Raw genomic sequence first — 20,655 nt, forward strand, 5'->3', positions numbered from 1 at the left:
GTGCGGAAATCTACTCTCACCTTCCTCGTCGCCGGCTGCCTCGCGCTGCCGGGCCTCGTGCGCGCGGCCGATTCCGCCGATCCGGCGCAGATCAAGCGCGGCGAATACCTCGCGGTCGCGGGCGACTGCATGGCCTGCCACACCGCGAAGGGCGGCAAGCCGTTCGCGGGCGGCCTCGGCATGCCGGTGCCGAAGCTCGGCACGATCTATACGAGCAACATCACGCCCGATCCCGATACGGGCATCGGCAAGTGGACGTTCGACGACTTCGAGCGCGCGGTGCGTCACGGCGTGTCGAAGAACGGCGACAACCTGTACCCCGCGATGCCGTACGTGTCGTACGCGAAGATCAACGACGACGACGTGCAGGCGCTGTACGCCTACTTCATGCATGGCGTCGAACCGGTCAAGCAGGCGCCGCCGAAGAACGAGATCCCTGCGCTGCTGAGCATGCGCTGGCCGCTGAAGATCTGGAACTGGCTGTTCCTGAAGGACGGCGTCTACCAGCCGAAGCCGGCGCAGAGCGCCGAGTGGAACCGCGGCGCGTATCTCGTGCAGGGCCTTGCGCACTGCAGCACGTGCCACACGCCGCGCGGCATCGCGATGCAGGAGAAGTCGCTCGACGAAACGGGCGGCAGCTTCCTGTCGGGCTCGGTGCTCGCGGGCTGGGACGGCTACAACATCACGTCCGACCCGAACGCGGGGATCGGCGGCTGGACGCAGCAGCAGCTCGTCCAGTACCTGCGCACCGGCAGCGTGCCGGGCCTTGCGCAGGCGGCCGGCCCGATGGCCGAGGCTGTCGAGCACAGCTTCTCGAAGATGACCGAAGCCGACATCGGCGCGATCGCGACGTACATCCGGACGGTGCCGGCCGTGGCCAATGGCGATGCGAAGCAGTCGCGCTCGTCGTGGGGCAAGCCGGCCGAGGACGGCCTGAAGCTGCGCGGCGTCGCGCTCGCGTCGTCGGGCATCGATCCGGCGCGGCTGTATCTCGGCAACTGCGCGACCTGCCACCAGATGCAAGGCAAGGGCACGCCGGACGGTTACTACCCGCCGCTGTTCCATAACTCGACGGTCGGCGCACCGAATCCGACCAACCTCGTGCAGGTGATCCTGAACGGCGTGCAGCGCAAGGCCGGCAGCGAGGACGTCGGGATGCCGGCATTCCGTCACGAGCTGTCGGATGCGCAGATCGCCGCGCTGACGAACTACGTGACCGGGCAGTTCGGCAATCCGGCCGCGAAGGTGACCGAGCAGGACGTCGCGAAGCTGCGCTGACGCGGCACGCGACGAAGCAGGGCGACAACACAAAAGAGGAGGAGCACAGCACATCGGGCGGGCCCCGATGCCGGTTGTTGCAGAGCGGGGCGGGCGGCGCGATTGGCCGCCCGCACCGGTTCACAGGCAATCCGGTGCGTGCGGTTGCGCGCGCATCGTTTTCGTTGATCACACCATGACACCGAATCAACCGTTTCTCGCGTCCCAGCGCGATGTGCTGCTGCTGTTGTCCCGAATCCTGCTCGTGATCCTGTTCGTGATGTTCGGCTGGAAGAAGATTGTCGACTTCTCCGGTACGATCGCGTTCATGGGCAGCGAGGGTGCGCCGGCCCCGATCATCTCGGCGGCGATCTCCGTCGTGATGGAACTGTTCGTCGGGATCGCGATCCTCGTCGGTTTCCAGACGCGACCGCTCGCGCTGCTGCTTGCGCTGTATACGATCGGCACCGGCATCATCGGCCACCACTACTGGACGATGACGGGCGGCGAGCAGATCAACAACATGATTCATTTCTACAAGAACATCGCGATCTCGGGCGGCTTGCTTGCGCTCTGCGCGGCCGGCCCCGGACGTTTTTCGATCGATCGCGGATAAGCAGACCCGAGGCGCGTGCATGGGGCGCGCGACGGACGGTCGAGATTTCGAGGGGGCATCATTTTGCGACTCAAATACTTCGCATGGCTGATTGCGGCCGCCACGCCGGCGGCTGCGTTTGCACAGACGAGCGTCACGCTGTATGGCCGGATCGACGGCGGCATCGAATACCTGAACCACATCGCGAAGCCGAACGGCGGCAGCGGAACGCGCTGGACCGCGGAAAGCGGTGACTGGGGCACCAGCATGTTCGGGCTGAAAGGCGTCGAGGATCTCGGCGGCGGGATGTCGACGGTCTTCAACCTGGAAACCGCGTTTCAGGTGATGAACGGCCAGACGGGCGGCGGGCGCATGTGGTCGCGGCGCGCATACGTCGGGTTGAAGAGCGACACGTGGGGCCAGCTGCAGGCCGGCCGCAACCTGTTCATCGACAGCGACGGCGTGTGGGAATTCGATCCGTTCGTCCAGCAGGCGTTTTCGTCGGCGTCGCTCGTACGCGGTCGCAACTGGCAGCAGAGCAGCAACAACATCGAATATCACAGCCCGGTGATCGGCGGCTTCGACGTGCAGGCGCAATACGCGTTCGGCAACCAGTCGCGCGGTTTCAATTACGGCGCTGCCGACGATTTCGGCCGCTCGGACGGGATCATGATCTCGTACCACTCACCGGTGCTCGACGTGCGCGGCATCTATGACGAGCTGCGCGACAACAACGGCAAGTTAAGCAATATCTTTACGGCGTCGCGCGAGTATTTCGTGGGTGCGAACGTGAAGGTGTCGAAGTTCAAGATTCAGGGCGCGTATACGCACTACCAGGCGCCGGATAGTCCGGCCGGTGTCGCCGATCGGGCGGATCACTACTGGCTTGGCGCGACCTATTCGGCGACGCCGCAGTGGGCCGTGACAGGTGGCGGGTATTACGTGAAGGTGGGTGATGGTGGCGGCGATGCGTCGCACGATCCGTCGGGCCACGCGATCATGTACGTGCTCGGCACCACGTACAACCTGTCGAAACGGACGTTCCTGTATGGCACGGTCGCGTATGCGCGAAACGGTGGAAATTCGAACTTCTCGCTACTCGCGACGCCGCGGGATGCGACGTCGGGGACGAGCCCGATAACGGGCGAGTCGCAGACGGGCGCGTATGTGGGGATGATGCATACGTTCTGAGTGCGGGCGGTTTGTGTTGGTGAAAAAGGCTCGGGTGATCGAACCCGAGCCTTTTGCGTTTACAGCGCTTGGAGGGCGCATAATTTGCACGAGCATTGCATTGCGGGGAGGCCGTGCCCGATGGCTTCACAGTTTTTGATGTTTATAGACTGAAAGCTCCAAGGTAAACGACGGTTATTCGATTTATCGCTATCTGGCTGGCCCGGCTACGGTGGGCACTGTCGTTACCGTTGCCGCATGCAGTGGCCCCACGGGCGGCGTGCCTGCGCCGCCTGCGGATATCGTTGTGCTCGAAAGCATGGCGTAAGTTGCATCCGAGTTGGATTTGATATGATGAATTCCGGCTCGATCCGGTGTGCGGCTTGAATCCTTTTATGCCGAAAGCCCCAGCAGTGGCCGGAAAATTCTGGGCCTTTTTCCTATTTCGATGAGATACCAATCTGCCGCCCGGCGCTTCCCGGCGGCCGTTTTTGTTACTACATGGTACGGGGTAGCCTGATGGTTTCCGATCTCCTGAACAAGGCACTGCGCACGCAATACGTGCAACACGGACGAATTGTCCGCCTCGATACGCCGCTTGGCGAAGACTGGTTGGTCCCGCTTTATGTCCGGGGGCGCGCGTGTCTTGGGCGAGACTTCGAATTCACGATCGATGCAACATCGACGCGGCTCGAAACAATTCCGGCGAAGGCGCTGATCCGGCAATCCGTGACGCTGTGGATCCGGCAAACGGATGGCAGCGAAATGCCGATTCACGGTTATGTGACGGCGTTCAGCCGCTTGGGCGGGGACGGAGCCAATACGTACTATCAACTCCGCTTCAATTCATTCCTCGCGCTGCTGCGCCTCGGCAGTGACCGACGCGACTGGATCGAGACGCCTGCGCAACAAACCGTGTCCGATGTGCTGGGAAAGTATCCGCAGGCGACCGGTAACTTTACTTGGCAACTGCGTCAATCGTTGCGCTCGTATTCTCAGCGGATGCAATGGGAATCCGACTGGAATTACGTCCACCGTACCTTTGAAGAACTCGGTCTTTTTCCGCGTTTCGATATCGCGCAGGACGGCAAGTCTCACAAGGTCGTCATCATGGACGATCTTTTCTCGGTTCCCGAGTTAAAGCAAAAGACCATTTTGTTTAGCCGCTCGGTACAAGACGAGGAATTCGATGGCCTGAGTGAGTGGATCGACTCGCAAGAAATTCAGTCGGCCGAACTCGATACGGGCACATTCGACTACAAGCGTCCGGACCTTTCGAAGCACGTCACGATGCCCGCGTTCGATCTTGACGATGTGCCGGGGCTGGGCGAGCAGTACGAATACACGGGGTCGCATACGTGGTCGGATCGCGACATGGGCGAGGCTCAGGCAAACGTTGTCACAGAAGAATGGCGCTCACGGGCGCAACGCTTCTACGGTGTGGGCGCATTGCGTTGTGCATGGCCTGGTCGCTATGGCCTGCTGACCGGGCACCCTGTGCACGATGCACAGTCGGAACAGGATCGCGAGATGGCGATTCTTTCCGTGAACTGGCTCATCCAGAACAACGTGCCGGGTCTTGAAAACCTGATGCGGTTTCGCAAGAGCGTGCGCGCAGAGGTCGAGCAAGCGCGTGCGAACGGTGCGGGTTCGGCGGTGCGCCACGACGACGGCGGTGTCGGATTCTTCCACGTCGAAATCGAAGCGCAACGGCGTCGCGTCGCGTTTCGCAGTCCGTTCGAACACAAGAAGCCCGTCATGCAGCTTCAGACCGGCATCGTCGGCGGGCCGGAGAACGAAGAAATCTATACCGACGCGATGCTCCGGGCGAAGGTTCGGCTGACATCCGATCGACTCAATGACGGCGACCAGAACGTCTCGGCGTGGATACGCGCGGCGATGCCCGACGCGGGCCACAAGCGTGGCGGCATGTTTCCGCTGCGCAAGAACGACGAAGTTTTGATCGGCTTCATCAACGGTGATTGCGATCGGCCCGTGATCTTGTCGAGAATGCACGGCGGCGAAAGCATGCCGGAATGGCACACGCATGGGCTGACCTCCGGCTTGCTGTCGCGCGAATACGGCGGTGATGGTTACAACCAGCTGATGATGGACGACGCCAGCGGGCAGAACCGCGTGCACTTGTACTCGACGAGTTATAGCTCTCATTTGCACCTGGGCTACCTGATCCAGCATTCGGGCAACACGCGCGGCGCGTTTATCGGACAGGGCTTCGATCTCAAGTCGTTGGGTTACGGTGCGGTGCGGGCCGAACAAGGGCTCTATGTGTCGACGCAACCCGTCGCGACCCAACCGCTGAGTGTGACGGCGGCGTCCGAACAGCTTACCCGCGCCGAAGCAATGCTGGCGACGACGTCGAAGGCGAGCCAGACGAATCGGGCGCAGAGTCAGCAAGACGGCCACGATGCACTGAAAACTTTCACGGACGCAACGCAGCACCCGGTGGCTGGCACGACCAAAGGCGGCCGCACGGCAGGCGGCGGCACGGGCAACGCGAACGGCTTCGGGAAGCCGATCATGCTGCTGTCGAGTCCGGAAGGCATTGCTGCATCGACGCAAGGGTCGGCGCATATCACGGCAAACAAGCAAACCAACGTGGTTGCCGGAGAGGACATCAACCTCGCAGCCGGACGGGCGTTACTCGCCAGTGTGTTGGAGCAAATCAGCCTGTTTGCGGAAAAACTCGGCGTCAAGATCTACGCGGCGAGCGGCCCGATAGACCTTCAGGCCCAGAACGATTCGATGAGTTTGGCCGCTTCGCAAGATGTGAAGATTACTGCGGGCAAGAAGATGTATCTGTCGGCCGATGAAATCTGGATCGGCGCCAACGGCTCGTATATCAAGCTGACGGCGAACATGATCGAGAATGCAACGTCGGGGCAGATTGTAGAAAAGTGCGCGAATTGGGAGAAAGCCGGTGCCGCAAGCGGTGCGCTGCAAAATCCGCTGAATTCGTCGCCGGTATCGACTGAGGGCGGGCGTTTTACCGTGTTCTCCGGTTGAACCGCGCGACCGGTACAGTCTAATCACAAAAAATCCTGAAACCGAATCCGAGTCGGGAATCATGAGCAAGACAACCCATAAAAAGAAGCACCATCCAGCGACCGCGCCGCAATCGGCCCCGAAACCAACGAAACCTGCGGATACCACGCTGAATTGGGCGTATCCGTTCACGCCCGTAGGTAAGGCCGACGCGACAGACCCGATGACGTATTTCCAGGCGCTGGCAAAATGTGAGAACGGCTTTTATCCGATGGGCGTCAGCGGAATGTGGCATGGGGGCGTGCACTTCGCCGAAGGCAGCGCGGAGATGTTGAAGCAGGACAGCGGTGTGCGCGCGATTGCGGACGGCAAGATTGTTGCATACAGGCTGAACACGAAATACGAGGAAACGACGTATCCGAACAACCTCGGTCTGGCGCACTACTCGACCGGCTTTGTGCTGATTCGGCATGAGCTGAAATTGCCGCCGAAACCGGCACCGACGGAACCTGCGAAACCGACTTCGGCACCCGCGTCGGCTCCCGCACCAGCATCGACGAACGCTGCACCTCCTACACCCGCTCCAGCCAATAATGCGCCGTCCAACACCAAACCGGCGAACGACAAATCCCTCGTGTTTTTCAGCCTGTACATGCACACGATGGATTGGGCGACCTATCAGAAGGCGATTGAGCAGGCCAAGGCGAACCCGAAACCCGATCCGGCGCTTCCAACGCCGATGTCATACTGGGAAGGCGACCGCTATTATCGAGTCGGCGACAAGGCGAAGGACCCACAATCGGTGCCGAAGCCGAAGGCACCTGTCCAGCCTCCCGCTACGCGAGCGGATTCGGCCGACGATCTGCCCATCAACAATACCAGCCAGAACGAGCCGATACCGACCGATAGCGATCAAGATGTCGCCCTACTGGCTCCGCAGATGGGATTGCGCATTCGCGAATTGCCAAACGGAAAGAGCAAGATTCTCGGGATATTACCGACCGGGGCCGAAGTGATTGCCGGTGAAGGCGATCCCGCACACACGGATTGGATCAAGATCAGGGCCATCAAATCGGGCACGGTTTTGTCTGCCGAAGTGGGTAAGCCGGTATCCCCCCAAGCGCCTTGGGGCTACGTGTTCAAAGGAGAACTGGATGCCGTTGTCGATCCGAAGCCGCTCGATACGGTCGTTATCCTGAAGGAGCCGCAGCGCATCAAGGCAGGCGAAGTCGTCGCGCATGTCGGCCAGTATCAATGGCCCAGGAAGGCAAGTCCGATACCGCCGAAGCCGAACTACCCGATGCTGCATCTCGAAGTGTTCGCTGGCGCGGATTTCAAGGATTTCATGAACCAAAGCCGCGCGCGTGCCAAAGAACTGAACGATAAAAGCAAACCGCTTCTGGAAATCGAGCAGGGCGCCAAGCTGGTCAGCGAAATTCCCGCGCCTGATCAGCAACTGACGCAGGCCGGATTGAAGCTCGTGCCGATAGGCGACGTGAAAGGTTCACGTTGGGTCAAGGTGCAGCCGAAGAGCGTGACGAATGTGCCTGCGAAAGGCAAGCAGAAGGCGACGCAGAGCCTCAAGGACGTCGGGAAGCCGATGTGGGTAGAAAGCAGTCTCGCCAATACAATCAGCACGGCGAATGTGTCGGGGTGGCAGAACTTTCCCCTGGACGTTTCCAAGGCCGCAGGGCCCGGCGCAGACTTTCGGCGTGTGCTTCGTCGCGCTGAACTCAACAAGCTTGGCGCGGATAACATCGCAATTGATGATAAGGGCCATCATTGGTGGAATATCACGATCGGCTCGAACGATGGGTCCTCACGGCAAGGATGGGTGTGTGAAACCGACCATCCCCACGTACAGTTCCGGAGTTCATGGGAATGGCCGGGTTTCGAATTGGTCGACAACGGCAGCGTCAGCCCTTCTGACATGTTCAAACGCCATATACATACGACCGAGCAATATCTGGCGGATGAGGACGGTACGGAGTTTATGGAAACGGCAGCGAAGGTCAACGCTGGCGAACTCATCACGAAACTTGAAAAGGCGATCGATACGAACCACGACGGGAAGGTGTCGGCACAAGAACTGAAGCATGCACTGGAAACGCCGTGGATGGCCGAAGCGGTTTCGCATTTGGTGGTGCGCAATGAAACCGAATGGGGCGGCGGTCTCGGCAAGTGGGAAGAACTTAACCCGCTCATGCAGAAGCAGACCGAGATGTGGAAGACGGAACTTGACCGGCTCGCGAAGCTTCAATGGTGGGAGCAGATCAAGGGGGTTGACGGTTTCCCCACAGATCTTTCGCCTTGGCACTTCCATCCGATTGGGTTGATCGGGAATTTTGCGGACACAGACTGCTGCGCAATTACGGTCGAGCTATTGGAAAAGGTTTATGAAAAATCGGGAGACTGGTTTACGGGGAAAGGCGGATCAAGGACCTTTGTGCAGGAGTTTCCGGAAAAATACCCGGATATATATAAATACGACAAATATAAATTCGTCTCGCTGCTCAATGCTAAATTGAAGGAGTATGGCATTGTCGGGTGTTATCATAAAGCCCATTTTCTCGCGCAATGTTTCCACGAGTCGGCTAGGTTCGAGACAACAATAGAGTTCGCCTCCGGTGAGGGATATAACCCTGGAGTGCATCCGGATGCTATTAAGAATGGAAATACTACTCTCGGAGATGGGCCGAAATATAAGGGAAAGGGAATACTTCAGCTGACGTGGAAAAATAACTATGCAGCATACTCCGCACACAGGGGAATCGATTTTGTGGCCAATCCTGAGCTTATTGCTACCGATATGGAAAACGCCATCGATGCATCTTGCTGGTATTGGCGGCACAAAGGAACGCTTTCGGAAAAGTATGAGGCCAAGGGTGATATAAATATTATCGTAGATCATGAGAAAAATAATGTTAGATTAATTACGTTGGCCGTCAATGGTGGGCATAATGGATTGCCTGAACGTCAGGAACTTTTTGATCGAATCAAGAAAGAGTGGAGGTTGACTTGATAATTTGGAAAAGAGATGCGTTGCTCAAATTTGGCTTGATTTCCGCGATTGCAATGACCGCATTATCAGTTGCTTCTGCTGAGATTGCCAATGGGCTCTCAATAAATAAAGCAGGGGAAATCCATGATTGCAGCGGTTTGTCAGCATGCAAAGGCATTGAGCCGACTGGCGATCTAAAAAAGGCTATTGATGAGGGTTACGAGAATTTAGCTGTTGTTGATATTTATAAGGACGGAAATAAGGAGATTGCTGCTACGAGTGGTGGGAGCGATGGTTGTTCGAAATTTTTCTCATATGACCGTGCGTCACACAGATTTTCCGCTTTGAGGTTTTCGGATCGAGATATATGTAATTTCCGAGTCGAGGGCGATAGCTTGATTAGTTCGTATCGGCTTGATGCGAAGCAATATGAGGATATCTATAAGCTTAAAAATGGAAGGTATCAAATCGCAATAACTGATGCATGTATTGGATGCGATGAAGTTTCCCGTTCGGTGTACGCAGATGGGAAAATTTCTGAAAAAATAATCGTTACAAATCAACGGGACTATGCGAGGCGCACGCCGATAACTACGCTGGTTGTAGCGGATAAGGCAAGATTATACGATGATCATTCAGATTCTTCTTCGGCAAAAATGTATTTGCTGAAGGGTGATAAGGTTCAGTTGGCAGATTTTAATAGTGAAGACGGCCTTTGGTATCTCGTTAAATATTTTACGAAGCGGCATGGCACTATCCTCAAATGGATCAAGTGCGAAGACTTGGCTATATGCAAGTAGGTCAGGAATCTAAAATGGATGGGGTGATATAGATGGTAGTAAAAGGGGGGTATGGGTGATTAATCTGATTGGATCGGGGAAGGATGCTTGTTAAGCGAGCATTTGAACAACTTAATTTAAGAAGATGGCTTTATGCGGCAAAAATGCCGCCTGTGCTCTCGAGGCAATGAAGCTGCTGATGGTATGAGTCGAAATTGGCAAAGAATGCATTGCTTGGGGATGGAGTATATACCCCGGGGAAAGGTGTGAATTTGTATACGAATATTTTGTTGTCTTTGTCACTGATTTTTGCTTCGACGTTCTCGTTTGCAAAAGAATGTTCAAAGTCTGCTCCATGTGAATTTTACGTCAACGGGAAATGGGATTTAATGCATCGGTCTGACGGAAATGTCAGTCAGAATGGAAGGAGAATTAATGGTCCATCCATGCGGGGTGTGTATGTTATGTTGCGAGGTAGCCAATACTACCTCGTAAAAGAAAGCGGGACTAACGATAAATCATTCATGGTCGTCAACATTCTAAAATCAGGTGATCGAGTTTTATTTGATCGGGTGATTTATTTTTCGATTGCGATGCAAGCATCCTCGCGGAGGGGATACAATGTTTGGTCGGGCGACGAGCTTGCACTGAAGGTCCCACAGGGATTGTCGAAATTCTCATGGGACTTGGCATCGCAGTGGCGGAATAATTTTGAACCGAGAGAGGCGTCTTCTCGAAAGATCATAATCCAAGATGATTTCCGATCGGTTGAATCATCTGTTCATGACATCAATGGTAAAATAATTGGGCGCCGTACTTATATCTACCCTACTCAACTTGATGTAACTCCTGAGAGCCTTGCTTGCTTCGAATCTTGCCCGACAAGTCGGGCAAGTTTTTCGGCGCAGCGCGCGGAGGCATTGGGAAATATCCAATCGAACTATCCATTATAAATGAAAGCTCATTGATTATATCGATGCCAGAGTAAGTCAGAAAGATATATTTGTCTGATCGCTAGCGGGTGTCATGGTTGAATATCTAGATGATGCGCGCTTGGCTATATGCAAGTAACTTAGATGCTTTAATTGAGTGGGTGATGTGGGTGGCAGCCAGTTGGGGGAATTCGAGTGATTAATTTGATTAGAATTGGCGATGCTACCGACCACGGCGGCAAAGTCGAAACGGGCTCATCGACCATGAAATTCGATGGCCGCTACGTTGCGCGCAAAGGCGACCGGGTGTCGTGTCCACAGCATCCCGACGTATCGCCGAACATCATCGAGGAAGGCGACGAATCGATGAAGGACGACGGTATTCCGATAGCGCGACACGGCCATCGCGCTACATGCGGTTGTCACCTGATTTCGAGTCTTGTGTAACGCTACAACAGCGGCGCGAGGCCCGGCCGCATCGGGCAACGAACGATCAGGGAGCCGTCGTTCTTCGACAGCACGACAAGCTGCGTAAAGCTGTTGGCGGGCGCATACCGTGACAGGTAAAGGTCGAGTTGAAGGATCAACGCGCCGATGCTGTTTTCAATGAACGCGCTCTCATCCGCGGCCATCACGATCTCGAAGCCTCTCACAAGGGCCGAATGTGGCTTGACCGCCAGTAGTCGCTCAGCAACGTTTCTCTTGACGAACGAAATCGCCCCGACGTGTTCGGCTCGTCGGTCGCTTGGCGCAAGCTGGCGCATGAGCTTCACGAAATCAGGCCACCCCTCACGTGTCAACTGCGTCACGTTGGCCGTCGTCAGCGCGAGCACGCGCCACTGCGCTTCCGACTCACGGGACGCGCTATAAGTCAGGGTCGGCTGTTTCAGCAGCGTAATCCTGCAAGGAACCTGATCGTTTTCGTTTTTCAGATCACCCGTTAGGGAGCCGATCCGCATCCGCGAAGGCCAATCGCGATTCGTGCAGGTGAGGTCGGCACTCAATTGCAGCGGCGTTTTCGCCACCGCTGTCCCGTCCGCGCGTAGCAGTACGAGCGACGTTTCACGTCCGGGATGATGGACTGCCGCGTAGGGATCGTGGCGCGTGATCCAGAACCGTTCGCCGGCCCCGACGCCCCACGCATTCAGCGGCGGAATAGCGCTCCCGTCTGACGGATCGCGAACCGCATCAACCGAATAAATACCGCGTATGTCTGGTCGGCTCGGCTTCGGCACGACGGGATAATCGGCAACGATTTCGCCGCGCGACGACTTGACGCCCATATGCTTGAACAGGTTCACGATTGGCGTACAGAACAATCCGATGTTGTCCGCCGATAGCGGGGTGAGCGCTTGCGCGATGCGCGAATCGGCGTGCACGCCGCCAATCGCCAAGTGCAGTGTTACGCGGCGCGCGCGGTTCATTTGGACGGGTTCAAGGCATCGGCGTAAATGAATGTCGACAAAATCGAACTTGTCCGGAAATCCGACGTATTCGAGCAGCGGTTGAATGAGCGGTGAGGTTCGGGGCGGTGGCAGCAACATATCGTCCGGGCCAAGCCCGACTGGAGTGACCGGTATCCCCGCAATTGGCATCCATCGTCCGCTGTCGTCCGCTTCGACATATGCGCCACGGACGCGCAGCAGGATCGTATCCAGCAGCGCCACGACTGTCTGGCGTTCTCCGGAGAAGTGGACGCGCAGCGCGTCGGGCGAAACCGCTCCGAGCGGCGCGGTGGCGTCCGTCGACTCAATCGTGATGGAAATGAAGCTCGTTGTGTTCGGCGGCAATGCGACTTGTGCCGGTGCGACGGTGCTGCGCGAGAATCGAGCGTTTGCGATGTGGAGCGGCGCAAGCGTTACGTCATAAGCGGTTCGAAAGCGAACTTCTCCACCGCGCGACGTGAGTTCCATGCCACGCGGCAAGACGACCGGCTTGCCCGGTAATTCCTTGATCGGATCGAAGCAAGCGATCGAACATGCAGGGAACGGTCGCAAATAGTGCGGGTGCAAGACATGAAGCAGCGCTTCGGTGAACTTCGGTGCGCCGTCGTCCAGGTTGGCCCGGATTTCGGCTGCAATCAACGCGAACGCCTGCATCATCCGCTGGACGTGTGGGTCGTCCGTCTGTCCGCCTGTAATGCCCAGGCGGGCGGCAGTTCGCGGATACTCGTTGGAGAAGGTTGCGAGCTGATCCTCCAGCTTCGCCAGTTCCTGTTCATAGTAGCTGCGCAGCTTGTCGTGCATATCCAACGCGTAAGGTCTCTGCGGTTCACGACGTGCGTCGTATTATCTGGTGGTCATCGTGGCCGAATCTTCATCTGCCGAGTTCTCCACGGCCCAATGGTCCAACGCCAAAATGTGGCGTCTGATGAGATTACGGAAACTGTGGCGCGGCAGGAAGAGTTGCTTACGTTCGCATACGGTGACCGTACGCAACCAGATAACTCACGAAGTGCCTCGATCTCTATTGCTGGCCTGCTGGCAGCGCCGTCAGTGTTCGCGTCGGCGCCTGTCGATGGGAGGAGGTAGAGCCGGAAAGCCAGGAGCAGGCTGCAAAACGTTCACGAGTTTTTCTGACCTCGGCTATTGACCATAGATAAATAATAAGCGTTCCATATTAATTGATTACTTTTCGGAATTGGGCTGTGCGATCTCGACGTGAATATGTTTCGAAATGTGAAATTCGACAGGATACGGCTCATCGGGATGAAGTCAGGGCGGAGCCCCCGCACTGGTAAAGATCAGCGGGTTGATGCCGACAAGTGCGCTTCCCTTCGTATCACCGCGTCGCGCGAGTACTTTGCCGGCGCGACCTACGCGGCCACGCTGTAGTGGGCTGTGACGGGCGGCGGACTACGTGAAGGTGGGCGATGGCGGCGGCGACGCGTCGCACGATCCGTCGGGCCACGCGATGATGTACGTGCTCGGCACCACGTACGACCTGTCGAAGCGCACGTTCCTGCACGGTACGGTTGCGTACGTGCGCAACGACGGCGACTCGAACTTCTCGCTGCTCGTGACGCCGTGCGACGCAACGTCGAGCACGAGCCCGATGACGGGCGAGCCGCAGATGGGTGCGTATGTGGGGATGATGCATACATTCTGAGCGGAGGTTGCGCGTGCAAGGCACGGGGGAGGGTGGCCTATGCCTCGTTGCGTTTACCGGGCTTACGACGTTCATTGCGGGCACATATTGATGTCGGTGTTCCGTATGCGTCGCGCCAGCGGCCGTTATATGACTGCTGTGTGTCCTTTGTCGTCTCACCACCGGCGCTTAGTTGGTGGTGGGTGTTGCGTTGCCGAAAGTATGCGCGTGATGGATTCACACTCTTTGACATTTATGGGCTGAACACTCTGCGGTAAAGATCGGTTAAGTGATTCGTCGTCATCTGGCTGAAGTGCATGCACCGTGGAGGGAATTTGAGGGATGTATCGTGGCCCCGTCGAGAGCGGGAAAACGATGATCGTTGTGCATGAATTCGACAGCGTCTATCGCGGCACGAGCGGTGCAACGTATGATCGGCCATCTTGATCAATCTGCTTGCACGATCTTATGGACTCGGTGCCGCTCGATCCGTTCGCCGTTTATCGCATGGACAACGTGGAGGTTCCTCGCCTTGTGACACAAACGACCAACAATGGCGAAGTCACGCGCTGCTATCTATCCGATTTCGACGCGCTGATAGAAATTCTCCATCTTTTTTAGGAAACCGCAGAAACGTATCTTACTGGGCGGCTAACTGCAAAGAGATTTGCAACGAATTTGAGAATTAAAACTGATGTATGGCGAAAAGTCGTAATGCCTGGAAGGGTGGGGAAGTTGCTCTCAAGGTTTTTTTTGCTTTCATTTGAAGGCCGCCGTGACATGTGGCTGCACACTCGTGAGTCGTTCCTCGAATATTTCCTTGTATTAGCCTGGTATCATAATACTTGGTGGAATATATCGATACTCCCCAAGAACTATGCACGCCGTTCTCCATCATTGAATTTGACATGAAGACAATGCTTATCCTCAGAATGCTGGTCCGTACCGCACTTCTACCGGCTTCTTTTTGGATTGCCAGTGCGGCACACGCCGCTTCATTTAATTGCAACTTGGCTAAACAACCGGCGGAGCAAACGATATGTGCGGTTCCCGAGTTGTCGAAACTCGACGACCAGCTAGCGATTGCGTGGTCGCTCGCACCTGGACGCTTGGCGAATGGCAACTCCGGTCTCAACTTTTTGAAGGAGTATCAGCGTGGCTGGCGATTGCAACGAGATGCCTGCGGAAAAGACGTCGGCTGCCTGAGAACCAGTTATCTGCGGCGATTGCAGCAGCTTTCTCAGCCCGCACCCGATACCGTGCTCGACATCAACGACTTCCATTGGTCACAAACCTGGACTCTTATTGAGATTGCGTCCAAACCGCTCCCGCACAACCTTGGTGGAATGATCAAGATATCTGGTAACCCGTATGCCAATGCGGCACAGTTGACGTTCAACGCCTTATCATGGAATGGCGAAAACAGCGGAAGGGAATACACGGCCGATGCTGTCGTACGGGCCGACGGCAAGGCATTCCACGTTGGCTCCGACGGCTGCCAGCTCGATTTCGCCATTCATGGCGCACGGCTGGAGGTCGAGCAGCGCGGTCAATGCGGGAAAGTGCTCGGCCACGGCAGCGACGTCGATTTTCAAGGCACGTATATCGACGAGGAACATGCTCCGAAGAGGGGATTCGTATTTGAATAACCGTCTGAACAGGACGTCGAACGTGGCGCAACCGCTATTGGGTCATATCACGTATGGCGCGCCGCCAAGGCTGTGGCAGGCACGGACCGAACGGCGCTCTCGACGAAGGTCGTGTCAGTTCGCAACGCATCATCGTGCATCGGAGCGATGCGCGATGATGCTATCGACAAGATACGCACGCGTGGTTTTCAGCCTGACTCGAGAGCAGCACACCCTCGATCGTCGTTAGCATCACAGACGGCCTGCCAAGCGTTACATTATGACGCGCCGAGATGCGTTCGGCCGGCGGCGGGCGTGTCCACGCGGGTGCGCGCAGCGTCAAGCGCGCGCTGCGCACCCGGCATCCTCCGCCGCTCAATCCAGCGCCTTCCCGGCCTTCTCGTCCATGCAACGAATCGCGAGCAGCGTGAACACGCCACACCCGATCGCATACCAAGCCGGTGCATTCGGATTCCCGGTCGCCGCGATCAGCCACGTGACGAAGAACTGCGCGAAGCCGCCGAAGATCGCGACGCCAACGCTGTACACCAGCGCACCGCCCGTCGCACGCACCGCCCGCGGAAACAACTCGCCGAGCATGGCCCCCGTCGCACCGATGTTGATCGCATGCACGATCGACAGCGCGGCGATGATCGACAGCAGCGACACGGCGCCCGGCCAGCGGTTCAGCGCGATGAACGCCGGGTAGATCGAGGCCATCAACACGATGCGCGTCCACCAGACGATCCGGTTGCGCCCGTACACGTCGGACAGGTGGCCGCCGATCGGCGTCACAAGCATCAGGATCGCGCCGGCGACGCAGCCGGCCGTCATCGACAGCCACGTCGGCAGGTGCAGCACCTGCACGCCGTAGATCGCCATGTAGAACACGATGATGTAGTGGATCGACGTGCCGCCGATCGTCACGCCGAGGCCCGCGAACACGGCCTTGCCGTGATGGCGCAGCACGTCGGCGAGCGGCAGCGACGCAACCGGTTCGTCGTGCGCGGCGGCGGGCGAGGGCGCCGCCGCCGGGACTTCCTCGACGGTGCGGCGCAGCCAGTAGCCGAGCGGCACGAACAGCGTGCCGATGATGAACGGCACACGCCAGCCCCAGCTTTCGAGTTGCGCAGCGCTCAGCGTCGACGTCAGCGCGACGCCGGTGAGCGCGCCCGCGAGCGCGGCGAGCCCCTGGCTCGAGAACTGGAACGACGCATAGAAACCGCGCCGATGCTGCGGCGCCTGTTCGAGCAGCAACGTCGTCGATGCGCCGACTTCGCCGCCCGACGCAAACCCTTGCAGCAGCCGCGCGAGCACGAGCAGCAGCGGCGCGGCGATGCCGATCTGCGCGAAGGTCGGCGCGACCGCGATCGTCGCGGTGCCGAGCGCCATCAGCAGCAGCGTGACGATCATCGCCTTCTTGCGGCCGGCGCGGTCCGCATACATGCCGATCACGAGCCCGCCGAGCGGACGCGTGACGAAGCCGACACCGAAGCTCGCAACCGCGAGCATCAGTTGCCCGAACGACGAATGCACGGGAAAGAACAGCTTGCCGATGAGGATCGCGAAGAAGCTGTAGACCGTGAAGTCGTAGAACTCGAGCGCGTTGCCGACGGCGGCGGCCGCGATCAGCCGGCGTTTCTTCGCGGCGGCGCGGGCATCGACCGGCGTGCCGGCGAACGGAAGGGCGGACGTTTCCATGGGGTTCCCCCGGGTAAGCACGAAACTGCGTGGTGAAGGGCCGTCAGGCCGCGAGCCAGGCTTCGGCGACGCGGACCCAGTAGCTCGCGCCGATCGCGAGGATGTCGTCGTTGAAGTCGTAGCCGGGGTTGTGCACCATGCAGCCGCCCTTGCTGCCGATCCCGTTGCCGATGAACGCGTAGCAGCCGGGGCGCGCCTCGAGCATGAACGCGAAATCCTCGCTGCCCATCAGCGGCGCGGCTTCGGTTTCGACGCGTTCCGCGCCGAGCATCTGGCGCGCGATGTCGGCCGCGAACGCGGTCGGTTCCGCGTGATTGACGAGCACCGGATAGCCGTAGTCGTAATCGACCTCGGCGGTGACGCCGAAGCTCTCCGCCTGGCCCTTCGCGAGCGCTTCGATGCGGCGCGCGAGCAGCGCGCGCACGTCGGCGTTCAGCGCGCGCACCGACAGTTTCATCACGACGGTTTCGGGAATGATGTTGAACGTCTCGCCGGCCTGCACGCTGCCGACGGTGATCACGGCCGCATGCTGCGCATCGACCTCGCGCGCGACGATCGTCTGCAGTGCGACCATGATGCTGCCCGCGGCCGACATCGGATCGCGCGCGAAATGCGGCATCGCGCCGTGGCCGCCGACGCCGCGCAGCGTGATCGTCACGCGGTCGGCCGACGCCATCGCGGCGCCGGTGCGGAACGCCATGTCGCCTGCCGCGCGGCCCGGCATGTTGTGGATCGCGAAGATCGCGTCGCACGGGAAACGGTCGAACAGGCCGTCGTCCATCATCGCCTTCGCGCCGCCGAAGTTTTCCTCGGCCGGCTGGAAGATCAGGTTCAGCGTGCCGGAGAACCGGCGCGTGGCCGCGAGGTGGCGCGCCGCGCACAGCAGCATCGCGGTGTGGCCGTCGTGGCCGCATGCATGCATCCTGTTCGCATGGCGGCTTGCGTACGGCAGGCCGGTGGTTTCCGCGAGCGGCAGCGCGTCCATGTCGGCGCGCAGGCCGACGGTGCGCGCGCCTTGCCCTTCGCGCAGCACGCCCACCACCCCCGTCTTGCCGATGCCACGATGCACGTCGTAGCCCCAGCCGGCCAGCAGTTCGGCGACGAGGTCGCTCGTGAGCGTCTCTTCGAATGCAAGCTCGGGGTGGGCGTGGATGCGGCGGCGCACCTCGACGAGCTCGGGGGCGATCGCGGCGATGCGGGGGATGACGGGGTTCACGGCTTGCAGCATGGTCTCTCCAGTGGGGCTGGTGGGGCGTTTGACGCGCATGTGACGACCAAGCATATAAATTTCTTTTGCGTACCAGAAGCTGCTAAATTGCTTTGGTGCACACCGTCGGTTGCCGCTCGGGAATACCCTGAACCACTGCACGGCGCGGCGCAGAGAGTTTCCACGGATCACGCATTGCCCCATGAAATACCATCAGCTGAAAGCGTTCGTCACCGCCGCGGAGGAAGGGAGCATTCGCGCGGCCGCGCGGCGCCTGAACGTATCGCCGGCCGCGCTGACGAAGGCGGTCAAGGAGCTGGAGATCGCGCTCGGCGTATCGCTCGTCGTACGCACCGCGCGCGGCGTGCAACTCACCGCGTTCGGCCAGCAACTGCAGGTGCGCGCGCGGCTGATCGTCGCCGAAATGCAGCGCGCCCGCGACGACATCGAGCAGGCGCAGGGCGCGATGACGGGCTCCGTCGCGGCGGCGATCACGCCGGCGGCGGCGGTGACGATCCTGCCCGACGCGTTTCGTGCGTTCCGGCGTCGCTTTCCGGTCGCGCGCGTCAATCTGATCGAAGGATTTCCGGGCGTCGCGCTGCCGCGCCTGCACGACGGTTCGCTCGATTTCGCGGTGGCCGTCGTCGTGCCGGAGCTGCTGGCGGCCGAGTTCGATCATGCGGAGCTTTACGCGAGCCGCTCGCTGATCGTCGCCCGCAAAGGGCATCCGCTCGCGTCGGCCACCTCGCTCGCCGATCTCGTCGAGGCCGACTGGCTGATGAATCCGTCGCCGGAAAGCTCCACGCAGGTGCTGTTCAACTCGTTCGTCGCGTATGGGCTGCCGGTGCCGGCGCGTGTCGTCGAATGCCCGAGCTTCGGTCTCGCGCACAGCCTGATGACCGGGTGCGACCTGATCGCGTCGATGCCCGAGCAACTGCTGCAAGGCGAGTGGGCGCGCGATCAGCTCGCGGTGTTGCCGATCCGCGAGCGCTTGCCGGGCGTATCGGTGCAAGTCGTCACGCGCCGCGACAGCCCGCTGACGCCGGCCGCGGCGATGCTGCTCGATTGCCTGCGCGATTCCGCGCGACGCAAGGGATTAAGGTGAGCATGCGCCCCGCGTGGATCACGTAGTGATCCTGACGACCACGAGGCTGGCATGGGCCGGCCGCGGGCCATTCGGGCGCGCCTTGCGCGAGCCGGTATCATAGCGGCCGGCCCGCCGCTCCGGCCGGCCTCCAACCACACCGCCATCCGGCATCCAGCAATCAGAGGCATCCCATGACCAGTGCAACCCAATTCGACAACGTATCGGTCGTCAAGCGCGCGAACGTCTATTTCGACGGCAAGTGCGTGTCGCATACCGTGCTCTTCCCGGACGGCACGCGCAAGACGCTCGGCGTGATTCTGCCGTGCGCGCTCAACTTCGGCACGGATGCGCCCGAATTGATGGAAGTGCAGGCCGGCAAGTGCCGCGTGAAGCTCGACGGCAGCAGCGAATGGCAGACCTACGGCGCCGGCGAATCGTTCTCGGTGCCGGGCAAGAGCCGCTTCGACATCGAAGTGCTCGAGACGCTCGATTACGTTTGCAGCTACCTGTAACGCGCTTCGCGCGCTGCAAAGAAAAAGCCCCGCCGAAGCGGGGCTGGTCGCAAGCGGACGGCGCAAGGCCATCCGAAGCGCCTGTTCTCGTTACATCGTTACAGGCAGGCGTTGATGTCGCCGGCGGACGCTGCATCGCCGCGCATGCCGACCCACGTTTTCGCACCCGGCTTCCACGAAGGGCGAACCATCGCGGCGGCGCCGTTCGGCGGCTGCTGGCCCGGTGCGTACACGTCGGTCGCGAGGCCATTGGCCAGCACGTTCTGCGAGATCACCTGTTGTTGCGACTTGTCGGCCCAGGTCTTGGCGATGCACGCGGAGACTTCCGGGGCGTCTTTCTGGCTTTGTCCCACGTTCTGCACGGCAGGTGCGGCGGCATGAGCAGAAATTGCCACGGTCAATGCGATGAGCGGTAAGTATTTCACGTTCACGTTATCTCCCTCGAGTCGTGATTGATTGAGTGGGATGCGCAGCAATGCTGCGTGCAAGTGAGATTCCATCCTGCAAGCACGGTTCCGACCATTCCGAAACAAGTTGTTAACGCGCTTGCCAAATGGCGGCTCGGATGCTGCGCCCGTTGCTGCGGCGCGGCATGCGTCGTGTACGGCTCGACGTCATGCATGGCCGGGTCCCGCGCGCTGCCCGATCGTGGTGTGGTGAAGTGACGGCCGCGGCATGCGGGATGTCGATGCATCC

At 59.3% G+C, this 20,655-nt stretch carries 15 protein-coding genes and 1 pseudogene; 12 read left to right on the forward strand and 4 right to left on the reverse strand.

Annotated features, from left to right (window positions below; genetic code table 11):
* The 8 genes from AC3IFE_RS07030 (at position 1) to AC3IFE_RS07065 (ending at position 11,184) form a co-directional block, all read left to right on the forward strand.
* A complete protein-coding gene (locus AC3IFE_RS07030) occupies positions 1 to 1,278 on the forward strand; it encodes a c-type cytochrome (RefSeq protein WP_489190014.1) in 1,278 nt (425 codons plus the stop codon).
* Positions 1,279 to 1,453: 175 nt separating this feature from the next.
* Positions 1,454 to 1,873, forward strand: coding sequence for a DoxX family protein (locus AC3IFE_RS07035; protein ID WP_126369521.1), 420 nt, complete (start codon positions 1,454 to 1,456; stop codon positions 1,871 to 1,873).
* A 63-nt stretch (positions 1,874 to 1,936) separates the two neighbouring features.
* Positions 1,937 to 3,043: a porin gene (locus tag AC3IFE_RS07040; RefSeq protein ID WP_489190015.1), complete on the forward strand. Its 1,107-nt coding sequence runs from the start codon at positions 1,937 to 1,939 to the stop codon at positions 3,041 to 3,043.
* A 498-nt stretch (positions 3,044 to 3,541) separates the two neighbouring features.
* Positions 3,542 to 6,046 carry a type VI secretion system Vgr family protein gene (locus AC3IFE_RS07045; RefSeq protein WP_489190016.1) on the forward strand — a complete coding sequence of 835 codons (2,505 nt, stop codon included), beginning with the start codon at positions 3,542 to 3,544 and terminating at the stop codon, positions 6,044 to 6,046.
* Positions 6,047 to 6,107: 61 nt separating this feature from the next.
* Positions 6,108 to 9,047 (forward strand): glycoside hydrolase family 19 protein, encoded by a 2,940-nt coding sequence (locus AC3IFE_RS07050; protein ID WP_489190017.1) that lies wholly within the window; start codon positions 6,108 to 6,110, stop codon positions 9,045 to 9,047.
* Complete coding sequence (locus tag AC3IFE_RS07055) at positions 9,044 to 9,826, forward strand: hypothetical protein (protein ID WP_489190018.1); 783 nt, start codon at positions 9,044 to 9,046, stop codon at positions 9,824 to 9,826. Before AC3IFE_RS07050 ends, AC3IFE_RS07055 begins: the two co-directional genes overlap by 4 nt.
* Positions 9,827 to 10,020: 194 nt before the next feature.
* Positions 10,021 to 10,758 (forward strand): hypothetical protein, encoded by a 738-nt coding sequence (locus AC3IFE_RS07060; protein WP_489190019.1) that lies wholly within the window; start codon positions 10,021 to 10,023, stop codon positions 10,756 to 10,758.
* Between the two features lie 174 nt (positions 10,759 to 10,932).
* Positions 10,933 to 11,184, forward strand: coding sequence for a PAAR domain-containing protein (locus AC3IFE_RS07065; RefSeq protein ID WP_089469956.1), 252 nt, complete (start codon positions 10,933 to 10,935; stop codon positions 11,182 to 11,184).
* 2 nt (positions 11,185 to 11,186) lie between these two features.
* Here AC3IFE_RS07065 and tssF read toward each other — a convergent pair whose 3' ends face one another.
* Positions 11,187 to 12,983, reverse strand: coding sequence for a type VI secretion system baseplate subunit TssF (gene tssF / locus AC3IFE_RS07070; protein ID WP_489190020.1), 1,797 nt, complete (start codon positions 12,981 to 12,983; stop codon positions 11,187 to 11,189).
* A gap of 552 nt (positions 12,984 to 13,535) precedes the next feature.
* Between tssF and AC3IFE_RS07075 the strand changes: the two are divergent.
* Both AC3IFE_RS07075 and AC3IFE_RS07080 read left to right on the forward strand, forming a co-directional pair.
* Positions 13,536 to 13,845: pseudogene (locus AC3IFE_RS07075) on the forward strand (porin); the annotation flags it as partial.
* 827 nt (positions 13,846 to 14,672) lie between these two features.
* Complete coding sequence (locus AC3IFE_RS07080; protein WP_489190021.1) at positions 14,673 to 15,473, forward strand: lysozyme inhibitor LprI family protein; 801 nt, start codon at positions 14,673 to 14,675, stop codon at positions 15,471 to 15,473.
* Between the two features lie 354 nt (positions 15,474 to 15,827).
* Here the strand turns inward: AC3IFE_RS07080 and AC3IFE_RS07085 are convergent, their stop codons facing one another.
* Both AC3IFE_RS07085 and AC3IFE_RS07090 read right to left on the reverse strand, forming a co-directional pair.
* Positions 15,828 to 17,153, reverse strand: coding sequence for an MFS transporter (locus AC3IFE_RS07085; protein WP_489190022.1), 1,326 nt, complete (start codon positions 17,151 to 17,153; stop codon positions 15,828 to 15,830).
* Positions 17,154 to 17,196: 43 nt separating this feature from the next.
* The gene (locus AC3IFE_RS07090; RefSeq protein WP_489190023.1) at positions 17,197 to 18,381 is read right to left on the reverse strand and encodes a M20 aminoacylase family protein; all 1,185 of its coding nucleotides are present in this window, start codon (positions 18,379 to 18,381) and stop codon (positions 17,197 to 17,199) included.
* A gap of 181 nt (positions 18,382 to 18,562) precedes the next feature.
* On the opposite strand from AC3IFE_RS07090, the gene AC3IFE_RS07095 reads away from it, so the two are divergent.
* Complete coding sequence (locus AC3IFE_RS07095; protein WP_489190024.1) at positions 18,563 to 19,465, forward strand: LysR substrate-binding domain-containing protein; 903 nt, start codon at positions 18,563 to 18,565, stop codon at positions 19,463 to 19,465.
* Positions 19,466 to 19,638: 173 nt separating this feature from the next.
* Positions 19,639 to 19,959, forward strand: coding sequence for a pyrimidine/purine nucleoside phosphorylase (ppnP, locus tag AC3IFE_RS07100; protein WP_006478890.1), 321 nt, complete (start codon positions 19,639 to 19,641; stop codon positions 19,957 to 19,959).
* Positions 19,960 to 20,057: 98 nt separating this feature from the next.
* Here ppnP and AC3IFE_RS07105 read toward each other — a convergent pair whose 3' ends face one another.
* Positions 20,058 to 20,390, reverse strand: a complete 333-nt coding sequence (locus tag AC3IFE_RS07105; RefSeq protein ID WP_489190026.1) for a hypothetical protein — start codon at positions 20,388 to 20,390, stop codon at positions 20,058 to 20,060.
* Between the last annotated feature and the right edge of the window lie 265 nt (positions 20,391 to 20,655).

The organism is Burkholderia sp. APQ4-4ca (genome assembly GCF_057837105.1).

Bases quoted from the DNA above. Each gene is read 5' to 3' on its own strand.
- AC3IFE_RS07035 (WP_126369521.1), top strand. From the start codon at position 1,454: ATGACACCGAATCAACCGTTTCTCGCGTCCCAGCGCGATGTGCTGCTG.
- AC3IFE_RS07045 (WP_489190016.1), top strand. From the start codon at position 3,542: ATGGTTTCCGATCTCCTGAACAAGGCACTGCGCACGCAATACGTGCAA.
- AC3IFE_RS07050 (WP_489190017.1), top strand. From the start codon at position 6,108: ATGAGCAAGACAACCCATAAAAAGAAGCACCATCCAGCGACCGCGCCG.
- tssF (WP_489190020.1), bottom strand. From the start codon at position 12,983: ATGCACGACAAGCTGCGCAGCTACTATGAACAGGAACTGGCGAAGCTG.
- AC3IFE_RS07085 (WP_489190022.1), bottom strand. From the start codon at position 17,153: ATGGAAACGTCCGCCCTTCCGTTCGCCGGCACGCCGGTCGATGCCCGC.
- AC3IFE_RS07090 (WP_489190023.1), bottom strand. From the start codon at position 18,381: ATGCTGCAAGCCGTGAACCCCGTCATCCCCCGCATCGCCGCGATCGCC.
- AC3IFE_RS07095 (WP_489190024.1), top strand. From the start codon at position 18,563: ATGAAATACCATCAGCTGAAAGCGTTCGTCACCGCCGCGGAGGAAGGG.
- ppnP (WP_006478890.1), top strand. From the start codon at position 19,639: ATGACCAGTGCAACCCAATTCGACAACGTATCGGTCGTCAAGCGCGCG.